The organism is Rhizobium sp. R635, assembly GCF_002211285.1.
Taxonomy (GTDB): Bacteria; Pseudomonadota; Alphaproteobacteria; order Rhizobiales; family Rhizobiaceae; genus Rhizobium.
Genome location: NZ_LOKX01000005.1, coordinates 37,456 through 58,692, shown reverse-complemented (window position 1 = coordinate 58,692; position 21,237 = coordinate 37,456). Strand labels below are relative to the sequence as shown.

Sequence of the window (21,237 nt, the reverse complement as noted above, 5' to 3'; positions counted from 1 at the left end):
TTATGACTCTGTCGTTGCCGGTATGCGGCAATGCGAGGACAGGGGCGACCGCGATGCGCAAATCCACATTGGAAGAGGTTGCCGCTGCGGCCGGCGTCAGCAAGATGACGGCATCGCGCGCGCTTCGCGGCGCAGCCGACGTTTCCAAGGAAACCCGCGAGAAGGTGCTGCTGGAGGCCGAGCGGCTGAGCTATGTCGGCAACCGTCTGGCGCTCTCGCTGTCGTCGCAGCGCACCAACCTCGTCGCCGTCGTCGTTCCCAGCATGTCGAACATCGTCTTTCCCGAGATGCTCGCAGGCATTTCCGCCGGCCTGCAGGGCTCCGGCATGCAGGCGGTGTTCGGCATTTCAGATTACGACATGGGCAAGGAGCGCGAGATCATCCGCGACATGCTCTCCTGGCGGCCCGCCGCCATTCTCGTCACCGGCCTCGACCAGCCGGCCGATACGGTCAGGATGCTCCAGCATGCCGATATCCCCGTCATCCAGCTGATGGACCTCGACGGCACGCCCGTCGATTTCAACGTCGGGCTTTCCCATGGCAAAGCGGGAGAGGAAATGGCGGCTGCGCTGCTGGCGGCCGGGCGGCGGCGGTTCGGCTATATCGGCAGCGCGCTCGACAGGGACTTGCGCGCCGTCAAGCGGAAAGCCGGTTTCGAAAAAGTGCTGCGCGAAAGCGGCCTTTCCTTCGTATACGAGCAGATCGACGATGCCTATTCTTCCATCGCGCACGGCAAGGAACTCACCCTGGCGATGCTGGCGGCGACCCGCGATCTCGACTGCATCTATTATGCCAGCGACGACATGGCGACCGGCGGCGCCTTCGCCTGTCTGGAACTCGGCGTTTCCTGCCCCGGCGACATCCTGATTGCCGGGTTCAACGGGCTCGAAGTCGCCCGCGCCCTGCCGATCAGGATCGCAACCTCGATCTCGCCGCGCCGCCAGATGGGCGAAGCCGCCGCCGCACTTCTGCTTTCCGCAAGCCGGGGCGATGGAAACATGCCCTCCGAGAAGATCATCGCCTTCCGTCCGCAGATCATCGGGGTCGATTAGAACTTCATGGCCGGTTCAGGGCGTCCGCCCGAGCTGCTTGACGAGATCCGCCAGCATTGCCGACTGGCCCTTGAGGATCTTGGTCTCGGCCTCCGCAATGGAAAACCATCCCGCTCGGTCGGCCTCGGGGAAATTTTGGAGACGGCCCGATCTCGGAGGCCATTCCAGCTGGAATTCCGAACTTCGTATGTTCTCGACATCGAGCGCCGGGTCCGCTTTGACGGCCCAGACGACCACGATTTTTCCGCCGGGTTGGCGATATTCTCCGAGCGGAGCGAAGTCTCCCGAAATGTCGAAGCCGAGCTCCTCCCGCGTCTCGCGGATCGCCGCAGACAGCTCGTCTTCGCCTGGCTCGACCAGCCCCTTGGGGATCGACCACGCGCGCTCGTCCTTCTTCGCCCAGAACGGGCCGCCGGGATGCACGAGCAGGACTTCCAGCCTCGTCTCGAAACGGCGGTAGGCGAGAAGTCCGGCGCTACGGACCGGCATTGGCGGCTCCTGGAAAGGTGGTGGGCTCTCTGCGACAGAGGGCCGACGTGGCGCCGGCCCTCTTCGTTTCGAACTTCGGTTGCGTTAGCTACGCGCAGCCGGCCCCGAGGTTCCGGCGCCGAGCTTGCCAACCAGCCTGCTGATGGCGCCGGTGCGGCTGGCGGTCACCGCCTTGCCGCCACGGCGCTTCCTGATCTCCACCGTGAATGGCTTGCGGATCCTGGACTTCATGCCCAAAATCTCCTTAAGCCACCTGACGTTCAGCTTCGATCTGAAGAGGCGCCTGTTGAAAGGAGCCGTCTCCAATGGCGATCTTGCGCGGCTTCATCGCTTCGGGAACGTCCCGTTTCAGCGTGACGGAGAGCAGACCGTGCTTCAGCGAAGCGTTCTCGACGCGAACATGATCGGCGAGCTCGAAGCGGCGCTCGAAGGCTCTGCCGGCAATGCCGCGATGCAGATATTCGCCTTCCTTCTCCTCGGCCTTGTGGCCCTTCACGACGAGCAGGTTGCGCTCTTGCGTGATGTCGAGATCGGCATCGGCGTAGCCGGCGACCGCCATCGTGATGCAATATTCGTCCTCGCCCTTCTTGACGATGTCGTAGGGCGGCCAGGCGTCGATGGCCTGCAGGCGCTGGGCGTTGTTGAGGAGATTGAAGACACGGTCGAAGCCAATGCTGGACCGGTAGAGTGGTGCGAAGTCGAAGTCGTTTCTCATAGCCAAATCCTCCTTAAAGCGAGATGACTGGAGACGCTTGGAAAACTTGCGTCTCCCATGATCGGCCCCCGTTGGGCTGCCGACACAGATGATCTGGTTTTGCAGATTTTCAGGTTCAAGAGGGATTCAAAAATTTTTTGAAGGGCGCTTCGGATTGTTTTGGAGTTACGCGTTTGAGCGTCGATCGGCGGGCCGCCGGCCAGTCTTCGACAACTTTCGGCGCGGTGGCGCGTTAGTGATGCGATCACGTCGACGCGCGGAGAATAGCATGCCCAAGGGATTTCGTTTCGAGCTGCTTGCCAAGAGCGGTTATATCGCGCGCGGCGTCGTCTTCCTGCTGGTGGCGGGTCTCGCGCTCTTTTCCGGCATCGCCGGCGGCCGGCCGGAAACCAAGTCCGCGCTGGCGACGCTTCTGGGGCAGCCTTTCGGCCGCGCCTGGGTGGGGCTGATCGGCATCGGGCTTCTCGGTTTCGTTGCCTGGCGGCTGGCGCAGTCGCTCGCCGACAGCGACGGCCATGGCAGCGATGCCAAGGCCGTCGCCATCCGCACGGTTCTTTTCGGCAGCGCCGTCACCTATCTCGGGCTCGCCGGATATGCGCTGGGGCACGCTCTTTTCAGCGGCGGCGGCGGTGAAGGCTCGGGCGAGAAGGGATTGGCCGAGTGGATCATGTCGCAGCCCTTCGGCGCGTACCTCGCGATCGCGGTCGGGTTCGGCTTCATCATCGGCGGCGTCGTGACCGCGGCCAAGGGCATTACCCGAAGGTTCGAGCGCTATCTCAGGCTCGCCGACGGCAGCGGCGTCGTGACGCTGATCTGCATATACGGCCTCGTCGCGCGGGGCGTCGTCTTCGCAATCACGGGAATCTTCTTTGCCTATGCGGGTTTTCGCGTCGATCCGCAGCAGGCGGGCAGCATGGCCGATGCGCTGGAATGGGTGAGGCAGCTTCCTTTCGGCTCCGTTCTCTACATCGCCGTCGCGGCCGGGCTGGCGGCCTTCGGCATCTACAATCTCGTCGAGGCGCGCTACCGCATCGTCCGCGGCCCGTCGCTCGGCGACCTCAAGCATTCGATCCCCAAGCCTGGCCACTAACGGAGCTCCGGGGTGTCCAACTGCACAAAGCGCCCCATCTCTGTCGGATGATCTATTTCACCAGCGACACCCACTTTGCCGACCCACGCATCCTCAGGATCGATCGGCGTCCCTTTCCCGACATGGCCTCTCATGACGTTACCCTGATCCAGAACTGGAACGAGGTCGTCGGGCCGGAGGACGATATCTGGCACCTCGGCGATTTCATGTCCTTTCGCGGCGGCGACTGCGATCAGCTTCTTTCGATGCTGAATGGGCGAAAGCACCTCATCATCGGCAACAACGATCCGGAAACGACGACTGAGGCGACGGGGTGGACGAGCGTCCAGCACTACAGCGAAATGACGCTCGACGATCACCTGCTCGTCCTCTGCCACTATCCGTTCCGCACCTGGAACAAGATGGGCAAGAAATCGCTCAACCTGCATGGGCATTCCCATGGCCGCCTGAAGCCCCTGCCCCGCCAATACGATGTCGGCGTCGATGCGCAGGGCCTGCGGCCGGTGTCGCTGGAAACGCTCCTGTCTGCGAAGCGGCCGCCCGCATGAGGGAAGATCCGAGGGAACCGTCGACGCCTGCCGAGGTTTGGACGTGTTTCCCCAACAAAGGAGCTTACCGATGTTCATGCGCGTGGATCAATTGCAGGCGGAATTGCCGGCCCCGAAGGCAGCGGACCCAAATGCGGCGGCGGCCTTGCAGGAGCTGCTCGGCGGCAAATACGGCGAGATGTCGACGCTCGGCAACTACATGTTCCAAAGCTTCAATTTCCGCTCCAAATCAAAGCTTCGGCCATTCTACAGCCTGGTCGCCAGCATCACCGCGGAAGAACTCGGTCATGTCGAGCTGGTCAGCAACGGCGTCGCCATGCTTGCCAACGGCCCGGACAAGCCGGACGGCGACGCGGGCAATGGCGGCGACATCTCGGGCGCGCCGTTCGAGGACATGACTGATATCCGCCTTGCCGCAAGCTTCCTGTCGGGCGGCGGCGGCGCGATGCCGGTCAACAGCAACGGCGCCTCTTGGAATAACGATTTCATCACCACCACGGGCAATATCGTCTTCGATCTCCTGCACAATTTCCATCTGGAATGCGGGGCCAGGCTTCACAAGCTCAGGGTTTACGAGACGGTCACCGATCCGACGGGGCGCGAGGTCTGCGGCTACCTGCTCGTGCGCGGCTCGGTGCATGCGCATGCCTATGCGCTTGCCTTGAAGAAGATCACCGGCGTCGAGATCGAGAAATTCCTGCCCTGCCCCAACATTCCGCTCGCCAATATTCCGGAGGCGCAGAAATATCTCGACGAGGGATCGCATCGCCGCCTCTACACCTGGAGCCCGAACGACTACAAGGAAATCGCCGGCATCTGGAGCAATGACGAGGTAGCACTTCCCGACGATCCGCCGGGCGAACTCGAAGTCGTCGAAGGCATGCCGGAGGGCGGCAAGATCCACCAGCTCGTCGGCGTCCCATCCGCCTTCACGCCGGATTACGCTCCGGAAGAGATGTTCGAGATCGCGCAGAAGCTCTACCAGAAGTCCCGCTGAGCTTACGGCGGCCGGGGGATTTCGCCTCAGCGAGCCTGTCTTCGCTCGCGCGAGCGGGCCGTCCGCCGCGCCTCCCTGAGTTCTTCGATGGTCGGCTGCCACCAGCCCCGCTTGCGCTCATTTTCGCCCGCCACGGTCTTCACAGGCCATGTATGGATGAGCTCGTTCAGCGTCGGCGGCCGCCATGTCGCCCAGATGTGTTCATGTCCGGCATCGGGATAAAACTCGGCAACCGGATCGGGATCGATGATCTCGCCGGTAACGCCTGTCACGACGACGATCCCGTAAGCAGCGGTCGCCACCGGCCGTTCCAGCGGCGGAAGATTGCCGGCCGGCACCGGCAGGCGGCGCCGCCGCCTCTCGGCCGACCGGCGCCTGGCCTTCGCCTCGTCCTCGCTGCCCTTGCGCGCCTCGGTGCGTTTGCGGCGCTCTTCCGGTTCGGCCCGTTTCGCCGCCGCCTCGATCGCGTCCCAGCGGTGCTGAAGTTCGTCATAGGAGGCGAAGGGAACCTCCCAGGCGCGCAGCTCGCCGTTCCATCTGGCGAAGGGCACTTGGCGAAGTTCGTCGACGACCCTTCGCGAATAGGGTGTGCGGATGCGAAAGCCGGTCTTGATGACGTCGAGATAGGGGCTGAGGATCGGCTCGAAGGCATAGGCGTCCCGCCCCTTCTCGGCGGCAAACACATCCGCCCGCGCGGCTTCGCGGGCAAGCCAGCACTCGATGCGCCGCCGCGCCGTCTTGCCCGGAACCGTCCATGCCCGAAGCGTGTCGCTCCAGCGCGCGCGGGGGAAGGTCTTGCGAAAGCGCTGAACGGTCATCCTGTCGAAGGGAAACGAAACCGTCTCGACAGGCGCTTCGCCGTCTTCGCTCGTTGGAACGTCATCCATGTTCATCAGATAGAAACGAACACCTCCTCAAGCAGTTGCCGACCGTAACCAGACGATACGATGCGCTGGCGGCTTGCTGAGCCGCGGGGGCGGATCTACCTGTGATGGGATCGTAGGTTGAAGGAAAGTCGATGAAAAGCGTCGAGCTGCAGAACGAGATGTCGAACTGGTTCCGGTCGCTGGAGCCCGTCCAGCCGATCGAAATGCCCGGCCTATGGAAAGGTGAAGGTATTCCGTCGGGCCATCCGCTCGACGGCGTGCTCGAAAATCTCGGCTGGTTCGGCAAGCGTTTCCATGCGAATAAGCGCGCCGATGCCCTGCTCTTTCAGTGGCGGCCGGGTCGGCTGGTGGCGATCGAGCCCGGCTTCTTTCCGATCGGTCTTGCGATCAAGGCAGCGCCGTTCGGGCGGACGGCGATCGCCCGCAGCTGGTTCTCCTATCTGCAGAAGGCATGCCGCGCGAGAGGAACGACAGCGGCCTTGAAGCTCCAGACCGAGGAGGATGCCGCGACGGCCGCGATGATCTACGACAGGCAGCCGATCGTCGATTACTTCCGCCGGATCGACGGGGAAGAACTGGCCGGCATGATGTGCGTGAGAGGTGACATCAGGCGCTACTTCTTCAAGCTCCGCAGGGTTGACGCCGCCTCGCCGGAGAGCGACACTTGAGGGAGGGAACAATCTGCCAGGCCAATCTGTTGTAACCGCACGCAACCTCGGGGGATATCATGCGTGCCGCCCTGATCGCCGCTTTGCTGTCGTTTTCCTCGCTGCCTGCCGATGCGCAGGCGCAGGAGTCCGCTTTCCTGCAGTCTCTCGGAGGCGATTGGAGCGGGACGGGAATGGTGCTGACCAAGATCGGCGGCACGAACTTCAACGTCTCCTGCACCTTGAGATCCGACGCCGGCCAATCCGCCGTGTCGATGAACGGGAAATGCCGTGGGCTCGCGGTTTTCGTCAGGACCTTCTCGGCCAACGTCAAGGCATCGGGACAGCGTTACAGCGGCAATTACATCGGCCCGTCGGGACAGCCGTCCAGGCTCATCGGCAGCAGGCAGGGCAACAGGCTCAACCTCAATGTCACCTGGGCGAGGGTCGTCAATGGCGATCGGAACGCCACCCTGATGATCGAGAAGGTCGGGCAGGACCGTCTCCGGCTGCAGACCGTCGACAAAGATCTGGTTTCAGGCCGATCCGTCGTCACGAGCCGCATCGACCTGCAACGCCCCTCCGCGGCAGAGAAGTAGGGATAGAGATTCCGGAGCGGCGTTTGATCCGCCTGCCCCGGATGATCTCAATGCCTGCTCGTCTTGTGGTCGCCGCGGTCGCCTTCGCCTGATTTCGCGTCGGTCTTTGCCTTGCGCCGTTTGTCCGCGGACAACGAGCGGCCGACATCGTCGGACTCTTTGAAACGGCCCTGATCGTCGCGTCTGACGTAACGCTTGTCGGTGCCGGTGTCTATGAGCTCACGTTTGGACATGATCGTCTCCTCTGTTGGAGCAGACAAAACGCGCCAGATTCCAAAAGGATGCACCGATCCGCAGCAATGTTGTCAGGCCGCCATGCGCACGAGCGTGTCGGAAAGCCGCCTGGTATCGTAGGGCTTCGAGAAGAAGACGCCGCGCTCCGGCAATTCACTGGCGTCGGGCTCTGTCATGCCGGAGACGATGATGATTTCCACCGGCGGCCAGCGGTCGCGGACCGCCCGGGCCAGCTTCAACCCGTCCATGCTTCCCGGCATGTCGATATCGGTCAGCAGGATGCGGATGTCGGCGACCGTTTCGAGAAGCAGGAGCGCCTCGTCGGCATCGCGTGCCGCGAGCGCCTCGAAGCCGGCTTCCTCGACGACTTCGACCGCCATCATCAACAGCAGGGGTTCATCCTCGACCACGACGACCTTGATTTTCATGTTTTGCTCGGATGCATCATATCCCTATCTAAACTCTCAACTTCCCCCTTCGCAGCAGGTTCCCCCGTCGAAAATATAACTTCGAAGACGAGGCCTTCCGGCCTGAAGTCGGAGCGCGACCGCGCCTGCGCCTTGGCGGGAAAGGCGCGTTCGATGAGCACCGAGCCGAAGCCCCTTTTCGTCGGCGCCGACACCGGCGGTCCGCCGGATTCGGTCCAGAGAAGAAGGACGCGTCCGTCCTCGCTCTTCCATTCGATCGCGACCGTTCCCTCCTCGCTTCCGAGGCTTCCGTATTTCGTCGCATTGGTCGCGAGCTCGTGGATCACGAGGGAAAGCGGCAAAGCGATATCGGCGGGCAGAACCACGTCCGGCCCGCCGAGGCGAATGCGTTCCGCCTCCGAGGTGACATGCGCCCGCAGGGCTGCCGAGACGATGTCCCGGACCGATGAGGCCGATCCTTCCCGCGACAGGATGAGATCATAGGTGCCGGCGAGCGCCGCGAGCCTTTCGGCAAAGGAATTGTACCTTTCGGGATCGGAGCGCGAGAAGGTCTGCCGGGCGATCGCCTGAACCAGGGTGAAACCGTTCTTGACCCGGTGGGCCAGCTCGCGGACGAGAAGGATACGCTCCTCCTCCGCCTCCTCGTTGCGGCGTCTGCGTTCGTCGAGTTCGTCGAGCAGCCGGTCGAAGGTCGCGCCGACGACGGCGAGTTCGTCCGATCCGTTCATCCCGGTTCTGGCCGCTGTCTGGCCGCCGCGCCACTTCTCCATCACGTCGGCGATCCGCCAGATCGGCACGAGGATGAAGCGGTTGCCGATGAAGATGGCGGCGGCAAATGAAAACAGCGCGCCGCCGATGATGGCGAGCGTGTTCGTCAGCGTCGCCCGGTTGATCGGCGCGAAGGCCTCCGGTTTCGAGAAGCCGGCGCTGACATAGAGGGGGCTGGACGGCAGCGCGATCGGGCGATAGCCGAGGATGCGCGTCGTTCCGTCCTGGGTCATGACCTCGATCACGTCGGGCTGTTCGGCATGGACCAGATGCTGGTATTCGTCTGGTATGACGGTGCCGACGAACTGTTCCGCGAGGGGAACCCGGGCGACGATGGTGCCCTTCCCATCGGCGATCGTCACCGTGTTGCCGGAAACCACGCCGCGCTCGGTGATGCGGTTTTGCAGCCAGTCCATCCTGATGCCGCCGACGATGACGGCCTTGAGGATGTCTCCCTCCATCAAGGGCATGGCGAGCGGCAGCACGTGCCTGTCGGAAAGGCGGCTCTGCGTGTAGGTGCCGACGGTGAAGTCCTTGGTCTTCAATATCTGCTGGAAATAGTCGCGATCGGAAAACACCACGCCCGGGGGAAACGCCGTGCTGCCGCAGACCGGCCGCCCGTCGAGCCCGACGACGAAGATGGTGCTGATGTTCGGAATGCTTTCGGCGACCGATTTGAGCGCCGCGTTGCAGGCGCCGGCGTCGAGGTGCCGGACGGAGGGCATGGCGGAGACGGAAACGAGAAGGCCGTGCAGGCCCTCCACGATTCTTTCGACTTCCGACGATGCCTGACGCGCCGCCTGTGCCGCCGATGCGCGCACTTCCTCATTGCGCTGATGACGGAGCGCGACTTCGTTATAGGCAAGCATCGCCACCACAGGCGCCAGCGCCGCGATCGCAACTGCAACCAGCTTGAGTCTCATCCTGTACCCCCTCGCAAGAGGGTTGGTAGCATGACCGGAACGATCTCGCACAGACCATGTCCGCAATCTTGCTTGCAAATTTAAGAAATGTGCGAATTCGGACCTGCGATCGGCCGACGGCAACCGGAAGCTAACCACTTCGGCGCGACCTCTCTCACCAAGCCTTGCCGACCTCGGGATTGCGGCTAGATTATCCAGGGATGAGTGATGCCAAAAGCGCTTCCCCTGAAAGTTCTTCAGCCGGGCTCTTCCCGCTTCGGCCGCTGACGGACGCGATGGCGGCTGAGGTCGACCGCCTCTTATCCGGCCGAACCCGCGACATTCGCCTGACGGAGGAACTCCGCCGCCGCTTCGACGAACGGGCATGGCGGCAGACCGCCAAAATCATCCGTGCCTGGATGATATGGGTGGCATTCGTCGATGTTCTGACGCTGGCGCTGAACGCCATCCTGCTTCCCCGTGAGATTGCCCTGTCGATGGTCGCGCCCGCCTGCCTTCTGCCGCCGGCCGCGATCCTGACGGCGCTCGTCTGGCTCAAGCCGCGTTCTGCGGCGGTCCAGCGCGCCTCGCTGCTCGGAGGCATGTGTCTCATTCTTCTGTCGGTCGCGCTCGTCGGCGTCTTTGCCGGCGGCGAATACTACGAGCGGCATCTGAACATCATGCTGTTCGTCGCAACGAGCGCCATCACCATCTTCAGCGTGCCGCTGGCATGGACGATCGCCATCGCCTGTTATGCCCTTGGCCTCTATTTCGTCCTTCAATGGTACAACCCGATCCTGGAAGCGGGCAGCGTCATTGCCGCGACCCTGTTCTTTTCCTGCGGCATCGTCGCGACCGTGGTTGCCCGGCGGACGATGAACATCCTGGCGCAGAAGACATTTCTGCTGGACTGCCGGGACCAGCGCCGCGTCGCGGAACTGGCCGATGCGAACGGCCGGTTGGAGCGGCTCGCCAGAACCGACCCGCTGACGGGCATTGCCAACCGGCGCTGGATGATGGAGACGCTGGAAGGCCTCTGGCGCAGCGGCGGTGAAAGCGGCGTCGTCGCCGCCATGCTGATGTGCGACATCGATCACTTCAAGGCGCTGAACGACAAGCTCGGCCATGGCGAGGGCGACCGCTGCCTCGTCAAGGTCGCCGGCATCATCCAGAGCTGCGTGCGTGCCGATCGCGACCTCGTCTCCCGCCACGGCGGCGAGGAATTTTTGATCGTGCTTCCCGATGTCGGCGAAGAGGAAGCAATGGCGATCGCCAGGCGTGTCCGCGAGAGCGTCGAAGCCGCCGCCCTTCCGAACCCTTCCTCCGGCGTCGGCCCTTCGGTGACGCTCAGCGTCGGCGTCGCTTTGAAATCGGCGCTCGACACGGATATTTCGCTCGCCAATCTCCAGCATGAGGCCGATATGGCGCTTTATCGCGCCAAGGAAGCGGGTCGCAACCAGGTCTGCGTCTTTCGCCGGCCGCCGCAGGCCGCCGGGCAGATCGCCGCGCGGCGATAACCCCATCCGCTGCACCGTGCGGCGCATTTCATCGAAGCGAACAGGCTCGCATTCCTCCCATACAAGAGCGGGAAAACGCTCTGGCGGCTTGACGTCTATCTTTAGTCTTCGTAATGTCTACAAAAAGAATTATGAAGTGAGGAGCGATATGAACGTCGAAATCGCCAGCCCGGATCGCAAGGCCAGCCTCGAACTCGCGCTGCGCAGGCGCATCCTGACGATGGAGCTGCCGCCGGGATCGGTCCTCGATGAAGTGGCCTTGAGCGAAGAGTTCGGGCTCTCCCGTCCGCCGGTGCGCGAGTTGATGCGGCAGATGGCCGGCGAGGGCTATATCGAGCTCGAGACCAACCGCGCCGCCCGCGTCAGTTCCATGAGCTACCAGTCGCTGCGCGACTTCTTCCTGCTTGCGCCGATGATCTACATCACCGCCAACAAGCTTGCGGCGGAGAACCGGACGAAAGCGGAACTCGACGTGCTGAAGGATATCCAGCGCGCCTTCCGCAAGGCGGTCGACGAGCACGATGTCGAAGGCCGGGTGTTTCACAACGACCGGTTCCACCGGCAGATCGGCGAGATGGCCCACAATGTCTATGTGGTCCCAAGCCTGCGCCGCCTGCAGATCGACCATGCCCGCATCGGCAAGATCTTCTACCAGCATCCGAACACCCCGCGCATGCAGGAAGAACTCGAACTGGCGCTGGATCAGCACGACGAGATGATCGAGGCGATCGAGCGGCGCGATATCGAGGCCTCCGGCGAGCTGGCGCGTCTCCACATCGAACTCTCCCGGCGGAACATGGCTATGTACGCCGCCCCCGAGGGAATGGAGACGCCGACCCTCTAGGCATTCCGATCAGGACGCGCAGCTCGACACAATCCGGCCCGACCGGGCCTAACGCAACGGGATTTCTTCCAATGACCGCATTTCCCTTTCCAGGGCTCAATCTCGCAATCACCACGCCGTTCGACGATGCCGGGCGCATCGATTACGGCAGGCTGGAAGACAATGTCGAACGCTATCTCGCAGCCGGCGTCCGCAGCTTCCTGTTCAGCTCCGGCACGGGCATGCACGTCTACCTCTCCAAGCAGGAATCCGAGGAGCTGATCCGCCGCGGCGCCAGGATCGTCAACGGCCGCGCCAAGGTGATCGCCCAGACCTCGGCGCTCCCCGTCGAAGACGTCGTGGAGCGGACCGTCCGCGCCCGCGACGCCGGCGCCGAAGGCGTCATGGTGCTGCCGCCCTTTTTCGAAGGCCCGACCGACGACCAGGGCATTCTCGATTTCTACACCGAGGTCGCCAGGGCGGGCCTTCCCGTCATCGGCTACAACGTGCCCCAGGCGGTCGGCGTCGCCATCACGCCGGAGCTTCTGGAAAAGCTGAATGAGATTCCGGGTTTTTGCGCGGTCAAGGACAGCGGCGGTGATCTCGGCAGGCAGGCCGCGCTCATCCGTACCGGCCGTTTCGTCATGAACGGCGCCGATCCGCTCGTTCCCTATGCGCTCTATGCCGGATGCGACGGCCTGATCTGGGGCGGCGCGAACTTCGCTCCGAAAACCTGCGTCGCCCTCGTCGAAGCGGCGGCCGCGCGCAAGTGGGACGAGGTGCGCGCGCTCTGGAAGATCCTGGAGCCGGCGATGGGACTGATCTGGGAAGGCGATTACGTGCAGTCCGTCTACGCGGCCGCCGATCTCGTCGGCTACCGCGCGGGCGTTCCGCGCAAGCCGCTGCGGGCGCTTGCCCCGGAAAAGCTTCCTATCCTGCGCCGGTCCCTCGAAGCGCTCATGGAGCGGGAAGCGATTTGACCGTGACCCAGGCCGCAAAGAACGTCTTCGTCGCCTCCAGGCTTCCCAAACGCGCGGGCGTTTCGGGCTGGGTGGCCACACTTCAGCCGCGCACGCCGCGCGCGGCGCTGAGTGAGGCGATCAGCGCCGATGTCGCGATCATCGGCGGCGGCTTTGCGGGCCTGTCGGCGGGCCGCCGCATCTCGCGGCTCGACCCGACGGTGCGGGTCGCGATCCTCGAAGCGGGCATCGTCGGCGAAGGTCCGGCCGGCGCCAATTCGGGCTTCATCATCGATCTGCCGCACGAGGTCTCCTCGGACGATTTCAGCGGCGAGTCGGAAAGCAAGTTCCGCGATTCCGTGCTGTTGCAGCGTTCGGCGATTGCGCTGGCGAGCGAGCTGGCGGCGGAGAACGGCTGGAGCAAGGATCTGTTCGATCCCTGCGGGCGCTATAGCGTCGCGATGAGCGCGGAAGGCGACAAGCACCTTACTGCCTATTCGCAGCAGCTTGCGAAGATGGGCGAAGCGCATCGGCTGCTCGGCCGCGAAGAAATCGAGGCCGTGACCGGATCGAAAGCCTTTACCTCGGCGCTGTTTTCTCCGGGCACGATCATCGTCCAGCCAGCCGCTTACATAAGGGCGGTGGCCGATTGTCTGAGGGAGCCGGTGACGCTCTTCGAGCAGACGCCCGCTCTCTCCTTCGAGCGCTCCGGTGACGGCTGGCTGGTGAAGACACCCACAGGGACCGTGCGGGCGGGAAAGATCATCATGGCCAATAACGGCCATGCGGAAAGCTTCGGCTTCTTCCGCGGGCGCCTGCTCCATGTCTTCACCTACGCCTCCCTGACGGAGGAGTTCGATCCGGCAAGGCTCGGCGGCGAAAGGAAGTGGGCGGCGACCCCGGCGCTGCCGATGGGAACGACGGTCAGGCGCATCAACACCGGCGGCGGAGACCGCATCCTGGTGCGCTCGCGCTACAGCTACAATCCCGGCATCGAAATCAGCGACGCCGCCATCCGCAGCGCCGGCCGCCTGCATGACGGCAAATTCGCCCATCGCTTCCCCACGCTTGCCGGCGTCGGCATGCAGTACCGCTGGGGCGGCGCGATGGCACTGACGCGCAACCATGTGCCGGCCTTCGGAGAGGTCGAACGCGGCGTCTTCGCGGCCTGCGGCTGCAACGGCCTCGGCGCATCCAACTCGACCGCCGCCGGTATCGCCGCAGCCGAGCGCGTGCTCGCGCATCGATCCGAGCTCGGACGCATCTACGACAAGCTCGCCGCGCCGGTTTTGCTGCCGCCGCAGCCGCTGACGACGATCGGCGCAAAGATCCATCTCGCCTGGCGCGAATGGAGCGCGGGGGCGGAATGACAGCGAGCCGGCGCCACGCCAGGGATGTTGGGCCGCATCTTTTCAGATCCGCGGCCCTATTACGCTTTGAATGATGTGCTCAGATAGGGCCGAAGGCTCGGCTCAACTTGTCAGCTGGAATACGATGGCCGACGCATATACATAGCCCTCTTCGTCGGGATCGCTGGGCAGCGGTTGTTGTCCCGAAAGGGCGTTATACGTCAAAGTCATGACGAGGCCGTTCGTGTCGCTGGTTGCGAATTGCGTCTCACTGAGGATGCCGTAGTTCGTTTCCGCCCATTCCTGCAGTTCGTTCGCTGACAACTCACCGGACGTCCATTCCCCGGCAAGCGAATTGGCTTTCAGCAATGGCAAATCGAACATAACGGCAGCCGTGCCTTGCGTATTGTTCTGGTCATCGGTGAATGCGAATTGCATAGCCCACGAGATCCCTTTGAGATTGGAGGTGCTCTGGAAGGCAAAGTCACCCTCGTGATAAGTCGTCACGGATTGACCACCGGGCGGTGTTATCACGGATGGCGCGGCGATTGTGTAGTCGGGGTTATTGCTGCCGTCGCTCAGTACGGGAAACTGCGTCATCGAGCAGTCGTCGGTATATGGGGCCTGCCAGGTGAGCGTATAGGGGGTCAGATTGTAAACCTTGACACTCTGGCCGGTCGGATGCTCGATCGCCGAGAGAATGAACGGCAGGGCTATCAACAAGGCTGCGCCGGCAAAGCAGCAAGCGCCGGCGGTCATGCTGATCGTGGCGCCCTCTCCGATCGACTCACCCACCACCTCCGAGCTCGATTCTGCGGCCGTCGAAGCTGCCGCGACGTCGCCGGCGCTGACACAGTCGCTTGCTGCCGAGCAAAGGCTCTTGATGCCGCTCAGCACTCCCTCAAGCACAGGCTTGATGAACGAGCTCCAGGCGTAGTATTCCAGAAGCAGAGCGCCGAGCCCGCTGGTGATGCCGAGGGGAACGTTCACATCCCACATCGTATCGTCGTTCCAGCTCAGGGTCGCATGGAAACTTCCGATCACGTCGTAACTTTGGCCATCGGGGGCTGTGTACGGCTGTGAAGCCGGCGCCTGACTGGTTGTGACCTCCAGGTACATCGAGTTTCCGTTGCCGTCTTGTATGGCCGTGAAATACATCGGGTTGCCGTTGTCGTCGGTATCGGCGATCCAGTTGAGGACGCCCGAATTGACGTCGGTTATCAGGTTGGCGGCAAAGTTCTGCTGCGCGAAAAACTGCTGCGCCCCATTGCCGGTCTGCAGGAGGGGCTGCAAAGCCGCCGGGATAGTCCCGGTCGACGTCGGCAGCCCGGTCGCACTCGGCAGCAGTGTGGCCTGGAAATTCTGGACTGTTGTAGCCTGGATGTTCATGAGGGCCTCCTACCCTTGGCTGGACAAAGAAATAGGCATAGGCACGCGAAGAGGCCGCGTGATCGTTCAGGAACTCGCTGAAGTGACCGAAAAGACGAGCAGGGAATTGTAGAGGTAGGCCGACTGGCCGTTGGGAGCCGTTTGCTCGCCCGAGATGGAGTCGTAGGTCAGTGTCATCGTGACGCTGGCCCCGGAAATCTCGGTGTTCACGGAATATTGGGTTTGCTTGAGCGCGCCGTCCCATCTCTCAAACAAATATTCGGGATTTGTCTCGTCGAAGCTTCCGTACAGCGAGTTATGCGCGCCCCATGGAAGATCGAACAGGGCTGCGGCCTCAGCCAGCACCGCGCCGGACGAAGGGTCAATGAGCGTCATAGGCAGCACATAGGCGAAACCTGCAAATCCGCTCGTGCTCGCGAACGCAAAGCCAGCCTCGGTCGCAACGTCGATGCTTGCCCCGCCCGGAGGAGACACCGACCCGAGCGGGGGCACGGTGAAATCCCACGCGCCGGATCCGTCGCCGGAAACCGGCATCGATATCAGCGTGGCTTCGTTTCCATAGATGGCCGGCGTCTGCCAAACCACTTGATAGGGTGTCAGGTTATAGAGTCGCAGATTATGGTATGTGGTGTGGTCCAATGCGGCGAGGAGAAGTGGTATCGCTGCGATGAGGATGATCGCTATGAAGGCCGCGCCGCCGGTTTCAAGGCTGACAACGGCATCCTCCACGGCGGTTTCCTCGACGGCAGCTTCGGCCGCCGCTTCTTCGCTCGCCGCTGCGGCATCCTCGGCCGAAGCAATGCCGTCGGCTTGAGCAAAGCAGGATTTTACTCCTTGGTAGAAGCCATTGAGGAGAGGAGAGATAAGTCCTGCCCAGGCGTAGCTTGCGAGAGCCGTAACTGCGACCGTCGACGCAAGGCCTACGGGAACCTGGATCATCCAGACCGAAGTATCGTTGATGGTCACGGTGCCGGTGAAAGTACCGACGACATTGTAGTCGTTACCTTGCCAACTAAAGACCGGGGGCAAGGTATTGCCGCCCAAAATATCGGAATCGGCCGCGGCCACGAGGGTGATCCCGAGCGTAAAAAGCCCAGTTTGCAGGCACGCGTTCCAGGTGGGGTTGTTGTTCTCGTCGCTACCTTGGCTCCAATCGATCTCCCCGCTGTTGAGCACTTTGACCAAAGCGGCAACTGCGTTTTGTGCCGCGAAGAATAGCGAGGTGCCGTTAGCGCCCTGCATTCCATCCTGCAGAAGCGCCTGGCCGGTGGAATTCCAAGGCACGCCACTCAAGGCTGAGCCAAGGGCAAACTGAAAGGTGGTCGCCATCGCCTACTCACTAGTTTTAGGAGTAATTACAAGCAATACACGCGATGATGGCGCCGATTCCTCTAACAGCGGCTGAAAGAAATTTATAAAATGCAATCAAAAGATATACATTTTGAAATCTGCTCGCATTGGTAGATGTTACGTGATCGCTCCACGGAGGCATGTATGATCGGTGGCTGTTCTCTCAGTCGGACTCGTTGCAAGGCAGGGGCTTGGATCGCCTTGTTCCATTCGATGAGGCCGATCGCCTAAAGCGAGCTTCAGAGGTGCTGAGCCATCGGCGCCGGAAGAGCAGCCTTCGTCCCTGGTGGCCGAGTTGGCAACAGGCTAAAACGTAAGCTGCACCTTACAGGCCGCCGTGCGGTCGCCCGCAAGGGCGAAGGCTGTGTTCGCCTCTTCCAGCGGCAGGCTGTGGCTGATGATCGGGCGGACGTCGATCTTGCGGCTCGCGATCAGCGCGACGGCGGTGGCGAATTCCTCGTGGAAGCGCTGTGTGCCGTGGATCTGCAGCTCCTTGCCGACGATGGCGTTGAGCGGGATCGGGATCTCGCCGGTGACGCCGACCTGGACGATCGTGCCGCGCGGCCGGATCGCCGCAATCGCGCTGCGGATGGCGGGGGCTGCGGCCGAGCATTCGAAGACGAGATCGAAATAGCCTTTGCCCTTCTCGAATTCGGCAAGTGCGGCAGTCCCTTCGGAAACATTGATGGTGCGGCTGGCGCCCATCGCCCTGGCTCTTTGCAGCGCCGCATCGGCAAGGTCGGTCACGACGATCTCGGCCGCGCCATGATGGCGGGCGGCGGCAACCATCAGGCAGCCGATCGGGCCGGCGCCGGTGACGAGGACGCGTTTGCCGGATATCTCGCCGGCGCGCGATGCCGCATGCAGGCAGACGGACAGCGGCTCGCTGCAGGCCGCTTCCGCGGCCGTCGTCGCGGCTCCGACTTCGAAACATTGCCTGGCCGGCACGACCAGCCATTCCCGGAACATGCCCTGCTCATGCGGCAGGCGCATCGCGCTGCCCATGAAGCGCATGTCGAGGCAGTGGATCGGCAGACCCTTGCCGCAATATTCGCAATGGCCGCAGGGCTGGCTCGGATTGACCGCGACCAGCGTGCCGGCTTTGAGGTTAACCCCCTCGCCCGCCTGGCTGACCGTGCCCGAGGCTTCGTGGCCCGGTATGATCGGCTCGCGCACCCTGACCGGCCCGAAACCGCCATCCTGGTAATAATGCAGGTCGGAGCCGCAGATGCCTGCGGCCGCCATCTTGAGAAGCACCTCGCCCGGACCGGGGGCCGGAACGCTGTCGGTTTCGACCCTGAGGTCGCCCTTCTGGTAAAGCCGTGCCAGACGCGTCTGCATCTTGACCCTCCTATCTCAACAGCCCGACCTGCTCCGGCAGCCAGAGCGATATGGCCGGCACGAAGGTGATCAGGATCAGCGCCAGGAAGAGCGGCAGCAGCCAGGGCAGGATCGCCATGGTCGTGCGTTCGACCGACAGTTTCGCCACCCGCGACAGCACGAAGAGCACCATGCCGAGCGGCGGATGCAACAGGCCGATCATCAGGTTCAGCGTCATGATGAGGCCGAACTGAACCGGATCGATGCCGAACCTCGCGACGATGGGCAGAAGGATCGGCACGAGGATGGTGATCGCGGCGATCGTATCCAGGAAGCAGCCGACGAAGAGCATCAGGAGGTTCACCAGGATCAGGAAGACCCATTTGTTGTCGGTGATCGACAGGATCGCATCGGAGAGCAGCTGCGCGGCCTGGCTCACCGTCAGCAGCCACGCGAAGACGGAAGCCGCCGTGACGATGAAGAGCACCGACGCCGTCGTCTCGATCGTATCGAAGCTTGCCTTGGCGAGCGTCGAAAGCGTCATCGTGCGGTAGCGCACGAGGCCGAGGAACAGCGACCAGAGCACGGCGGCGACGGCGGCCTCCGTCGGCGTGAACCAGCCCATCGTCATGCCGCCGATCAGGATGACCGGGGTCATCAGCGCCATGACGGCGGAAAAGCTGAAATACCAGTCGAGCGCCAGAAGCACGAGGAGCGCAATACCTGCCGCGGCATTCATCGAAAGTCCGGCGCGCATCATCAGATAGATCGCGACAGGCACCATCAGGACGACGACGATTTCCATCCCCGCCGACAGCAGCTGGCGCACGTCGAAGGGCGCGTCGGAGCCCCAGCGCTTCTTGTAGGCGAAGGCGGCGACGGTGATCATCATCAGCAGCGTCATGACGACGCCGGGCACGATGCCGGCCATGAAGAGAGCGCCGATCGAGACGTTCGCCATCATGCCGTAGATGACGAAAGGCAGGGACGGCGGGAAGATCGGCCCGAGGGTGGCCGAGGCTGCCGTGACGCCGACCGCCGCCTCGACCGGATAGCCGTGATCCTTCATCGCCTTGATCTCGATCGTGCCGATGCCGGCGGCATCGGCGAGTGCGGTGCCGGACATGCCGGAGAAGATGACCGAGCCGATGATGTTGACCTGCGCCAGCCCGCCCTTCATCCAGCCGACGAGGGCGACGGCGAAGGAATAGATGCGGCCGGTGACGCCGGCGGAATTCATCAGGTTGCCCGCCAGGATGAAGAAGGGCACGGCGAGCAGTGGAAAGCTTTCGACGCCGGCGATCATGCGCTGGGCGACGATGATATCGGGCGCGACGCCGTAAAGCACGATATAGAGCACGGATGCGACGGCCATCGAGATGGCGACGGGCACGCCGATCAGCATCAGAACCAGAAACGAACCAAGAAGCAGCAGCATCGGATCACCCTTCCACAGTCTGGAATTCTTCGGGCCGCTCCAGAACGGAATAGCCGCGGCGCATATTGGCGATGAAGACGATGACCGCGCGGATCAGCATCAGCACGAAGGCGACGAGAACGGAGTAGAAGACGATGTTGCGCGGCAGTTCGACGGTGACCATCTGCTCGTCGGCGACGATCTCGACGTAGCGCCACATCAAGTAGCAGCCATAGGCGAAGAAGCCGATGCGGACGATATCGACGAAGGTGGCGAGCACGCGCGCCAGCCCCGCCGGCATATAGTGATAGAAGACGTCAACCTGGATATGCCGCGACATGCGCACGCACATGGCGGAACCGAGGAAGACGACGCCGATCAGGCAGTTGATGGCGATCTCCTCCGTCCAGGCATAGCTGTCGTTCAGCACATAACGCGTGAAGAACTGCAGGAAGACGCAGCCCGCCATCAGCCAGAAGACGATCAGCGTGATCCAGTCCTCGACGGCATAATCCGCGACGTTCGCCGTCGGCGCATGCCCTTCGAATTCGTGACCGATTTCCTCGGCCGTGATTGGCGTGTGAATTTCTTGCGACATGATCGGCCTTGTTCCGGTTGGGAGAAGGAAGGCGCGGCGTGTGGCGGCGCCTTTTTGTACTGCTGAGCTCGCTCCTCTCTTTCGTCATCCTCGGCACAAGGCCGAGGATGACGAAAGAGAGGTTGGCGGTCTTTGCCAGCAATCTAGAGGACGCGACGCCGAAACGCCGCGCCCCGTGGCTCCTACTGAATCGCCCGGATCGCTTCCCAATCCGCCTTCTCGTAGCCGAAGTACTCGAACTTGACCTTTTCCATCACGGTCTTTTCGAAGTCTGCTTTATCGACTTCGGTGACGTTGATGCCCTTTTCCTTGAAGGTGGTGACGAGGCTGTTTTCCTTGCCGGCGATCGTCTTGGTCGTGCGCTCGGCGGCCTCCTGCATCACTTCGCCGAAGATCTTCTTGTCCTCGTCGGAAAGGCTCGCCCAGCGCGTCTTCGAGATCACCGTGTTCAGGTGATCGACGATGTGGCCGGTGAGGATGATGTTCTTCTGGACTTCGTAGAACTTCTTCGCCTCGATCGTCGTCAGCGGGTTTTCCTGCGCCTCGACCGTGCCGTTCTGCAGAGCGAGATAGACTTCGGCGAAGGCGATCGGCGTCGTGTTGGCGCCGCAGGCGCGCGGCATGGCGAGATAGGCCGGGACGTCGGGCACGCGGATCTTCAGGCCCTGCATGTCGGCGCATTTGGCGATCGGCTTGTTCGAGGTCGTATGGCGCGTGCCGTAATAGCTGACGGCGGCGATGTGGTTGCCGGACTTGTCCTCATAGCCCTTGGCGAGACGTTTGAAGACGTCGCTCTTCGTATAGGCGATCAGGTGATCGGGGTTGCGGAAGATATAGGGGAAGTAGGTGACGCCGATCGGCTTGTATTCGCGCGCGGCAAAGCTCGATCCCGAGATGATGATGTCGACCGTGCCGAGCTTGAGGCCCTGGTTGATGTCGGCTTCCTTGCCGAGCTGCGAGGCCGGATAGACCTCGATCTTGTAGCGCCCGTCGGTGCGCTTGGCGATCTCTTCCGCGGCCCAGACGGAATCCGTGTGGAAGGGCTCCGAGGTTTCATAGACATGCGCCCATTTCAACACCGTCTGGGCGTGCGCGACCGCCGTCGTCGCCATGATCGCGGCTGCGGTGCAAAGTATCGTTGCCAGTCTCATCTTCATTG

23 protein-coding genes are annotated in these 21,237 nt (G+C 62.8%); 10 read left to right on the top strand and 13 right to left on the bottom strand.

From position 1 onward, the window contains the following. The first annotated feature begins 53 nt into the window (after positions 1–53). Positions 54–1,052 (top strand): LacI family DNA-binding transcriptional regulator, encoded by a 999-nt coding sequence (locus ATY78_RS06230; RefSeq protein ID WP_088681585.1) that lies wholly within the window; start codon positions 54–56, stop codon positions 1,050–1,052. A gap of 15 nt (positions 1,053–1,067) precedes the next feature. Here ATY78_RS06230 and ATY78_RS06225 read toward each other — a convergent pair whose 3' ends face one another. The 3 genes from ATY78_RS06225 to ATY78_RS06220 form a co-directional block, all read right to left on the bottom strand. Next, on the bottom strand, positions 1,068–1,541 hold the full coding sequence (locus ATY78_RS06225; RefSeq protein WP_088681467.1) for an NUDIX domain-containing protein: 474 nt from the start codon (positions 1,539–1,541) through the stop codon (positions 1,068–1,070). An 84-nt stretch (positions 1,542–1,625) separates the two neighbouring features. Further along, a complete protein-coding gene (locus ATY78_RS28490; RefSeq protein ID WP_190237405.1) occupies positions 1,626–1,772 on the bottom strand; it encodes a hypothetical protein in 147 nt (48 codons plus the stop codon). Between the two features lie 13 nt (positions 1,773–1,785). Continuing rightward, positions 1,786–2,256: an Hsp20 family protein gene (locus ATY78_RS06220; RefSeq protein ID WP_088681466.1), complete on the bottom strand. Its 471-nt coding sequence runs from the start codon at positions 2,254–2,256 to the stop codon at positions 1,786–1,788. A 268-nt stretch (positions 2,257–2,524) separates the two neighbouring features. Between ATY78_RS06220 and ATY78_RS06215 the strand changes: the two genes are divergently transcribed. The 3 genes from ATY78_RS06215 to ATY78_RS06205 all read left to right on the top strand — a co-directional run bounded on the left by ATY78_RS06215 (position 2,525) and on the right by ATY78_RS06205 (position 4,891). After that, complete coding sequence (locus ATY78_RS06215; protein ID WP_088681465.1) at positions 2,525–3,346, top strand: DUF1206 domain-containing protein; 822 nt, start codon at positions 2,525–2,527, stop codon at positions 3,344–3,346. 47 nt (positions 3,347–3,393) lie between these two features. Continuing rightward, positions 3,394–3,894: a metallophosphoesterase family protein gene (locus ATY78_RS06210; protein WP_088681464.1), complete on the top strand. Its 501-nt coding sequence runs from the start codon at positions 3,394–3,396 to the stop codon at positions 3,892–3,894. A gap of 70 nt (positions 3,895–3,964) precedes the next feature. Beyond that, the gene (locus tag ATY78_RS06205; protein ID WP_088681463.1) at positions 3,965–4,891 is read left to right on the top strand and encodes a manganese catalase family protein; all 927 of its coding nucleotides are present in this window, start codon (positions 3,965–3,967) and stop codon (positions 4,889–4,891) included. Positions 4,892–4,917: 26 nt separating this feature from the next. Here ATY78_RS06205 and ATY78_RS06200 read toward each other — a convergent pair whose 3' ends face one another. Then, positions 4,918–5,778, bottom strand: a complete 861-nt coding sequence (locus ATY78_RS06200; protein ID WP_088681584.1) for a hypothetical protein — start codon at positions 5,776–5,778, stop codon at positions 4,918–4,920. A 131-nt stretch (positions 5,779–5,909) separates the two neighbouring features. Between ATY78_RS06200 and ATY78_RS06195 the strand changes: the two genes are divergently transcribed. Beyond that, positions 5,910–6,446: a GXWXG domain-containing protein gene (locus ATY78_RS06195; RefSeq protein ID WP_088681462.1), complete on the top strand. Its 537-nt coding sequence runs from the start codon at positions 5,910–5,912 to the stop codon at positions 6,444–6,446. Between the two features lie 59 nt (positions 6,447–6,505). Continuing rightward, positions 6,506–7,024 (top strand): hypothetical protein, encoded by a 519-nt coding sequence (locus ATY78_RS06190; RefSeq protein WP_088681461.1) that lies wholly within the window; start codon positions 6,506–6,508, stop codon positions 7,022–7,024. 47 nt (positions 7,025–7,071) lie between these two features. On the opposite strand, the gene ATY78_RS06185 is transcribed toward ATY78_RS06190, so the two are convergent. The 3 genes from ATY78_RS06185 to ATY78_RS06175 all read right to left on the bottom strand — a co-directional run bounded on the left by ATY78_RS06185 (position 7,072) and on the right by ATY78_RS06175 (position 9,377). Further along, positions 7,072–7,257 (bottom strand): hypothetical protein, encoded by a 186-nt coding sequence (locus ATY78_RS06185; RefSeq protein ID WP_088681460.1) that lies wholly within the window; start codon positions 7,255–7,257, stop codon positions 7,072–7,074. A 72-nt stretch (positions 7,258–7,329) separates the two neighbouring features. Then, positions 7,330–7,686, bottom strand: a complete 357-nt coding sequence (locus ATY78_RS06180; RefSeq protein ID WP_088681459.1) for a response regulator — start codon at positions 7,684–7,686, stop codon at positions 7,330–7,332. After that, the gene (locus ATY78_RS06175; RefSeq protein ID WP_088681458.1) at positions 7,683–9,377 is read right to left on the bottom strand and encodes an HWE histidine kinase domain-containing protein; all 1,695 of its coding nucleotides are present in this window, start codon (positions 9,375–9,377) and stop codon (positions 7,683–7,685) included. The genes ATY78_RS06180 and ATY78_RS06175 overlap by 4 nt, the downstream gene beginning before the upstream one ends. Positions 9,378–9,577: 200 nt before the next feature. Here ATY78_RS06175 and ATY78_RS06170 point away from each other — a divergent pair, with 200 nt between their 5' ends. The 4 genes from ATY78_RS06170 (at position 9,578) to ATY78_RS06155 (ending at position 14,025) form a co-directional block, all read left to right on the top strand. Then, complete coding sequence (locus ATY78_RS06170) at positions 9,578–10,873, top strand: GGDEF domain-containing protein (RefSeq protein WP_088681457.1); 1,296 nt, start codon at positions 9,578–9,580, stop codon at positions 10,871–10,873. 148 nt (positions 10,874–11,021) lie between these two features. Next, positions 11,022–11,717 carry a GntR family transcriptional regulator gene (locus ATY78_RS06165; RefSeq protein ID WP_088681456.1) on the top strand — a complete coding sequence of 232 codons (696 nt, stop codon included), beginning with the start codon at positions 11,022–11,024 and terminating at the stop codon, positions 11,715–11,717. 71 nt (positions 11,718–11,788) lie between these two features. Then, positions 11,789–12,676 carry a dihydrodipicolinate synthase family protein gene (locus tag ATY78_RS06160; RefSeq protein WP_088681455.1) on the top strand — a complete coding sequence of 296 codons (888 nt, stop codon included), beginning with the start codon at positions 11,789–11,791 and terminating at the stop codon, positions 12,674–12,676. A 2-nt stretch (positions 12,677–12,678) separates the two neighbouring features. Then, on the top strand, positions 12,679–14,025 hold the full coding sequence (locus ATY78_RS06155) for an FAD-binding oxidoreductase (RefSeq protein ID WP_088681583.1): 1,347 nt from the start codon (positions 12,679–12,681) through the stop codon (positions 14,023–14,025). Between the two features lie 102 nt (positions 14,026–14,127). Here the strand turns inward: ATY78_RS06155 and ATY78_RS06150 are convergent, their stop codons facing one another. The 6 genes from ATY78_RS06150 to ATY78_RS06125 form a co-directional block, all read right to left on the bottom strand. Further along, positions 14,128–15,393, bottom strand: a complete 1,266-nt coding sequence (locus ATY78_RS06150; protein WP_088681454.1) for a hypothetical protein — start codon at positions 15,391–15,393, stop codon at positions 14,128–14,130. Between the two features lie 66 nt (positions 15,394–15,459). Next, positions 15,460–16,722, bottom strand: coding sequence for a hypothetical protein (locus ATY78_RS06145; RefSeq protein ID WP_088681453.1), 1,263 nt, complete (start codon positions 16,720–16,722; stop codon positions 15,460–15,462). A gap of 327 nt (positions 16,723–17,049) precedes the next feature. Next, positions 17,050–18,084 (bottom strand): L-idonate 5-dehydrogenase, encoded by a 1,035-nt coding sequence (locus ATY78_RS06140; RefSeq protein WP_088681452.1) that lies wholly within the window; start codon positions 18,082–18,084, stop codon positions 17,050–17,052. A gap of 10 nt (positions 18,085–18,094) precedes the next feature. Beyond that, complete coding sequence (locus ATY78_RS06135; RefSeq protein WP_088681451.1) at positions 18,095–19,501, bottom strand: TRAP transporter large permease; 1,407 nt, start codon at positions 19,499–19,501, stop codon at positions 18,095–18,097. 4 nt (positions 19,502–19,505) lie between these two features. Further along, positions 19,506–20,078, bottom strand: coding sequence for a TRAP transporter small permease (locus ATY78_RS06130; RefSeq protein ID WP_088681450.1), 573 nt, complete (start codon positions 20,076–20,078; stop codon positions 19,506–19,508). 182 nt (positions 20,079–20,260) lie between these two features. Beyond that, complete coding sequence (locus ATY78_RS06125) at positions 20,261–21,235, bottom strand: sialic acid TRAP transporter substrate-binding protein SiaP (RefSeq protein ID WP_088681449.1); 975 nt, start codon at positions 21,233–21,235, stop codon at positions 20,261–20,263. Between the last annotated feature and the right edge of the window lie 2 nt (positions 21,236–21,237).

Excerpts from the sequence above, each read along its gene's own strand:
- ATY78_RS28490 (WP_190237405.1), bottom strand. The coding sequence starts at position 1,772 with ATGAAGTCCAGGATCCGCAAGCCATTCACGGTGGAGATCAGGAAGCGC.
- ATY78_RS06190 (WP_088681461.1), top strand. The coding sequence starts at position 6,506 with ATGCGTGCCGCCCTGATCGCCGCTTTGCTGTCGTTTTCCTCGCTGCCT.
- ATY78_RS06230 (WP_088681585.1), top strand. The coding sequence starts at position 54 with ATGCGCAAATCCACATTGGAAGAGGTTGCCGCTGCGGCCGGCGTCAGC.
- ATY78_RS06195 (WP_088681462.1), top strand. The coding sequence starts at position 5,910 with ATGAAAAGCGTCGAGCTGCAGAACGAGATGTCGAACTGGTTCCGGTCG.
- ATY78_RS06175 (WP_088681458.1), bottom strand. The coding sequence starts at position 9,377 with ATGAGACTCAAGCTGGTTGCAGTTGCGATCGCGGCGCTGGCGCCTGTG.
- ATY78_RS06140 (WP_088681452.1), bottom strand. The coding sequence starts at position 18,084 with ATGCAGACGCGTCTGGCACGGCTTTACCAGAAGGGCGACCTCAGGGTC.
- ATY78_RS06185 (WP_088681460.1), bottom strand. The coding sequence starts at position 7,257 with ATGTCCAAACGTGAGCTCATAGACACCGGCACCGACAAGCGTTACGTC.
- ATY78_RS06225 (WP_088681467.1), bottom strand. The coding sequence starts at position 1,541 with ATGCCGGTCCGTAGCGCCGGACTTCTCGCCTACCGCCGTTTCGAGACG.
- ATY78_RS06220 (WP_088681466.1), bottom strand. The coding sequence starts at position 2,256 with ATGAGAAACGACTTCGACTTCGCACCACTCTACCGGTCCAGCATTGGC.
- ATY78_RS06135 (WP_088681451.1), bottom strand. The coding sequence starts at position 19,501 with ATGCTGCTGCTTCTTGGTTCGTTTCTGGTTCTGATGCTGATCGGCGTG.
- ATY78_RS06180 (WP_088681459.1), bottom strand. The coding sequence starts at position 7,686 with ATGAAAATCAAGGTCGTCGTGGTCGAGGATGAACCCCTGCTGTTGATG.
- ATY78_RS06145 (WP_088681453.1), bottom strand. The coding sequence starts at position 16,722 with ATGGCGACCACCTTTCAGTTTGCCCTTGGCTCAGCCTTGAGTGGCGTG.
- ATY78_RS06205 (WP_088681463.1), top strand. The coding sequence starts at position 3,965 with ATGTTCATGCGCGTGGATCAATTGCAGGCGGAATTGCCGGCCCCGAAG.
- ATY78_RS06165 (WP_088681456.1), top strand. The coding sequence starts at position 11,022 with ATGAACGTCGAAATCGCCAGCCCGGATCGCAAGGCCAGCCTCGAACTC.
- ATY78_RS06125 (WP_088681449.1), bottom strand. The coding sequence starts at position 21,235 with ATGAAGATGAGACTGGCAACGATACTTTGCACCGCAGCCGCGATCATG.
- ATY78_RS06210 (WP_088681464.1), top strand. The coding sequence starts at position 3,394 with ATGATCTATTTCACCAGCGACACCCACTTTGCCGACCCACGCATCCTC.
- ATY78_RS06215 (WP_088681465.1), top strand. The coding sequence starts at position 2,525 with ATGCCCAAGGGATTTCGTTTCGAGCTGCTTGCCAAGAGCGGTTATATC.
- ATY78_RS06170 (WP_088681457.1), top strand. The coding sequence starts at position 9,578 with ATGAGTGATGCCAAAAGCGCTTCCCCTGAAAGTTCTTCAGCCGGGCTC.
- ATY78_RS06130 (WP_088681450.1), bottom strand. The coding sequence starts at position 20,078 with ATGTCGCAAGAAATTCACACGCCAATCACGGCCGAGGAAATCGGTCAC.
- ATY78_RS06150 (WP_088681454.1), bottom strand. The coding sequence starts at position 15,393 with ATGAACATCCAGGCTACAACAGTCCAGAATTTCCAGGCCACACTGCTG.
- ATY78_RS06200 (WP_088681584.1), bottom strand. The coding sequence starts at position 5,778 with ATGGATGACGTTCCAACGAGCGAAGACGGCGAAGCGCCTGTCGAGACG.
- ATY78_RS06160 (WP_088681455.1), top strand. The coding sequence starts at position 11,789 with ATGACCGCATTTCCCTTTCCAGGGCTCAATCTCGCAATCACCACGCCG.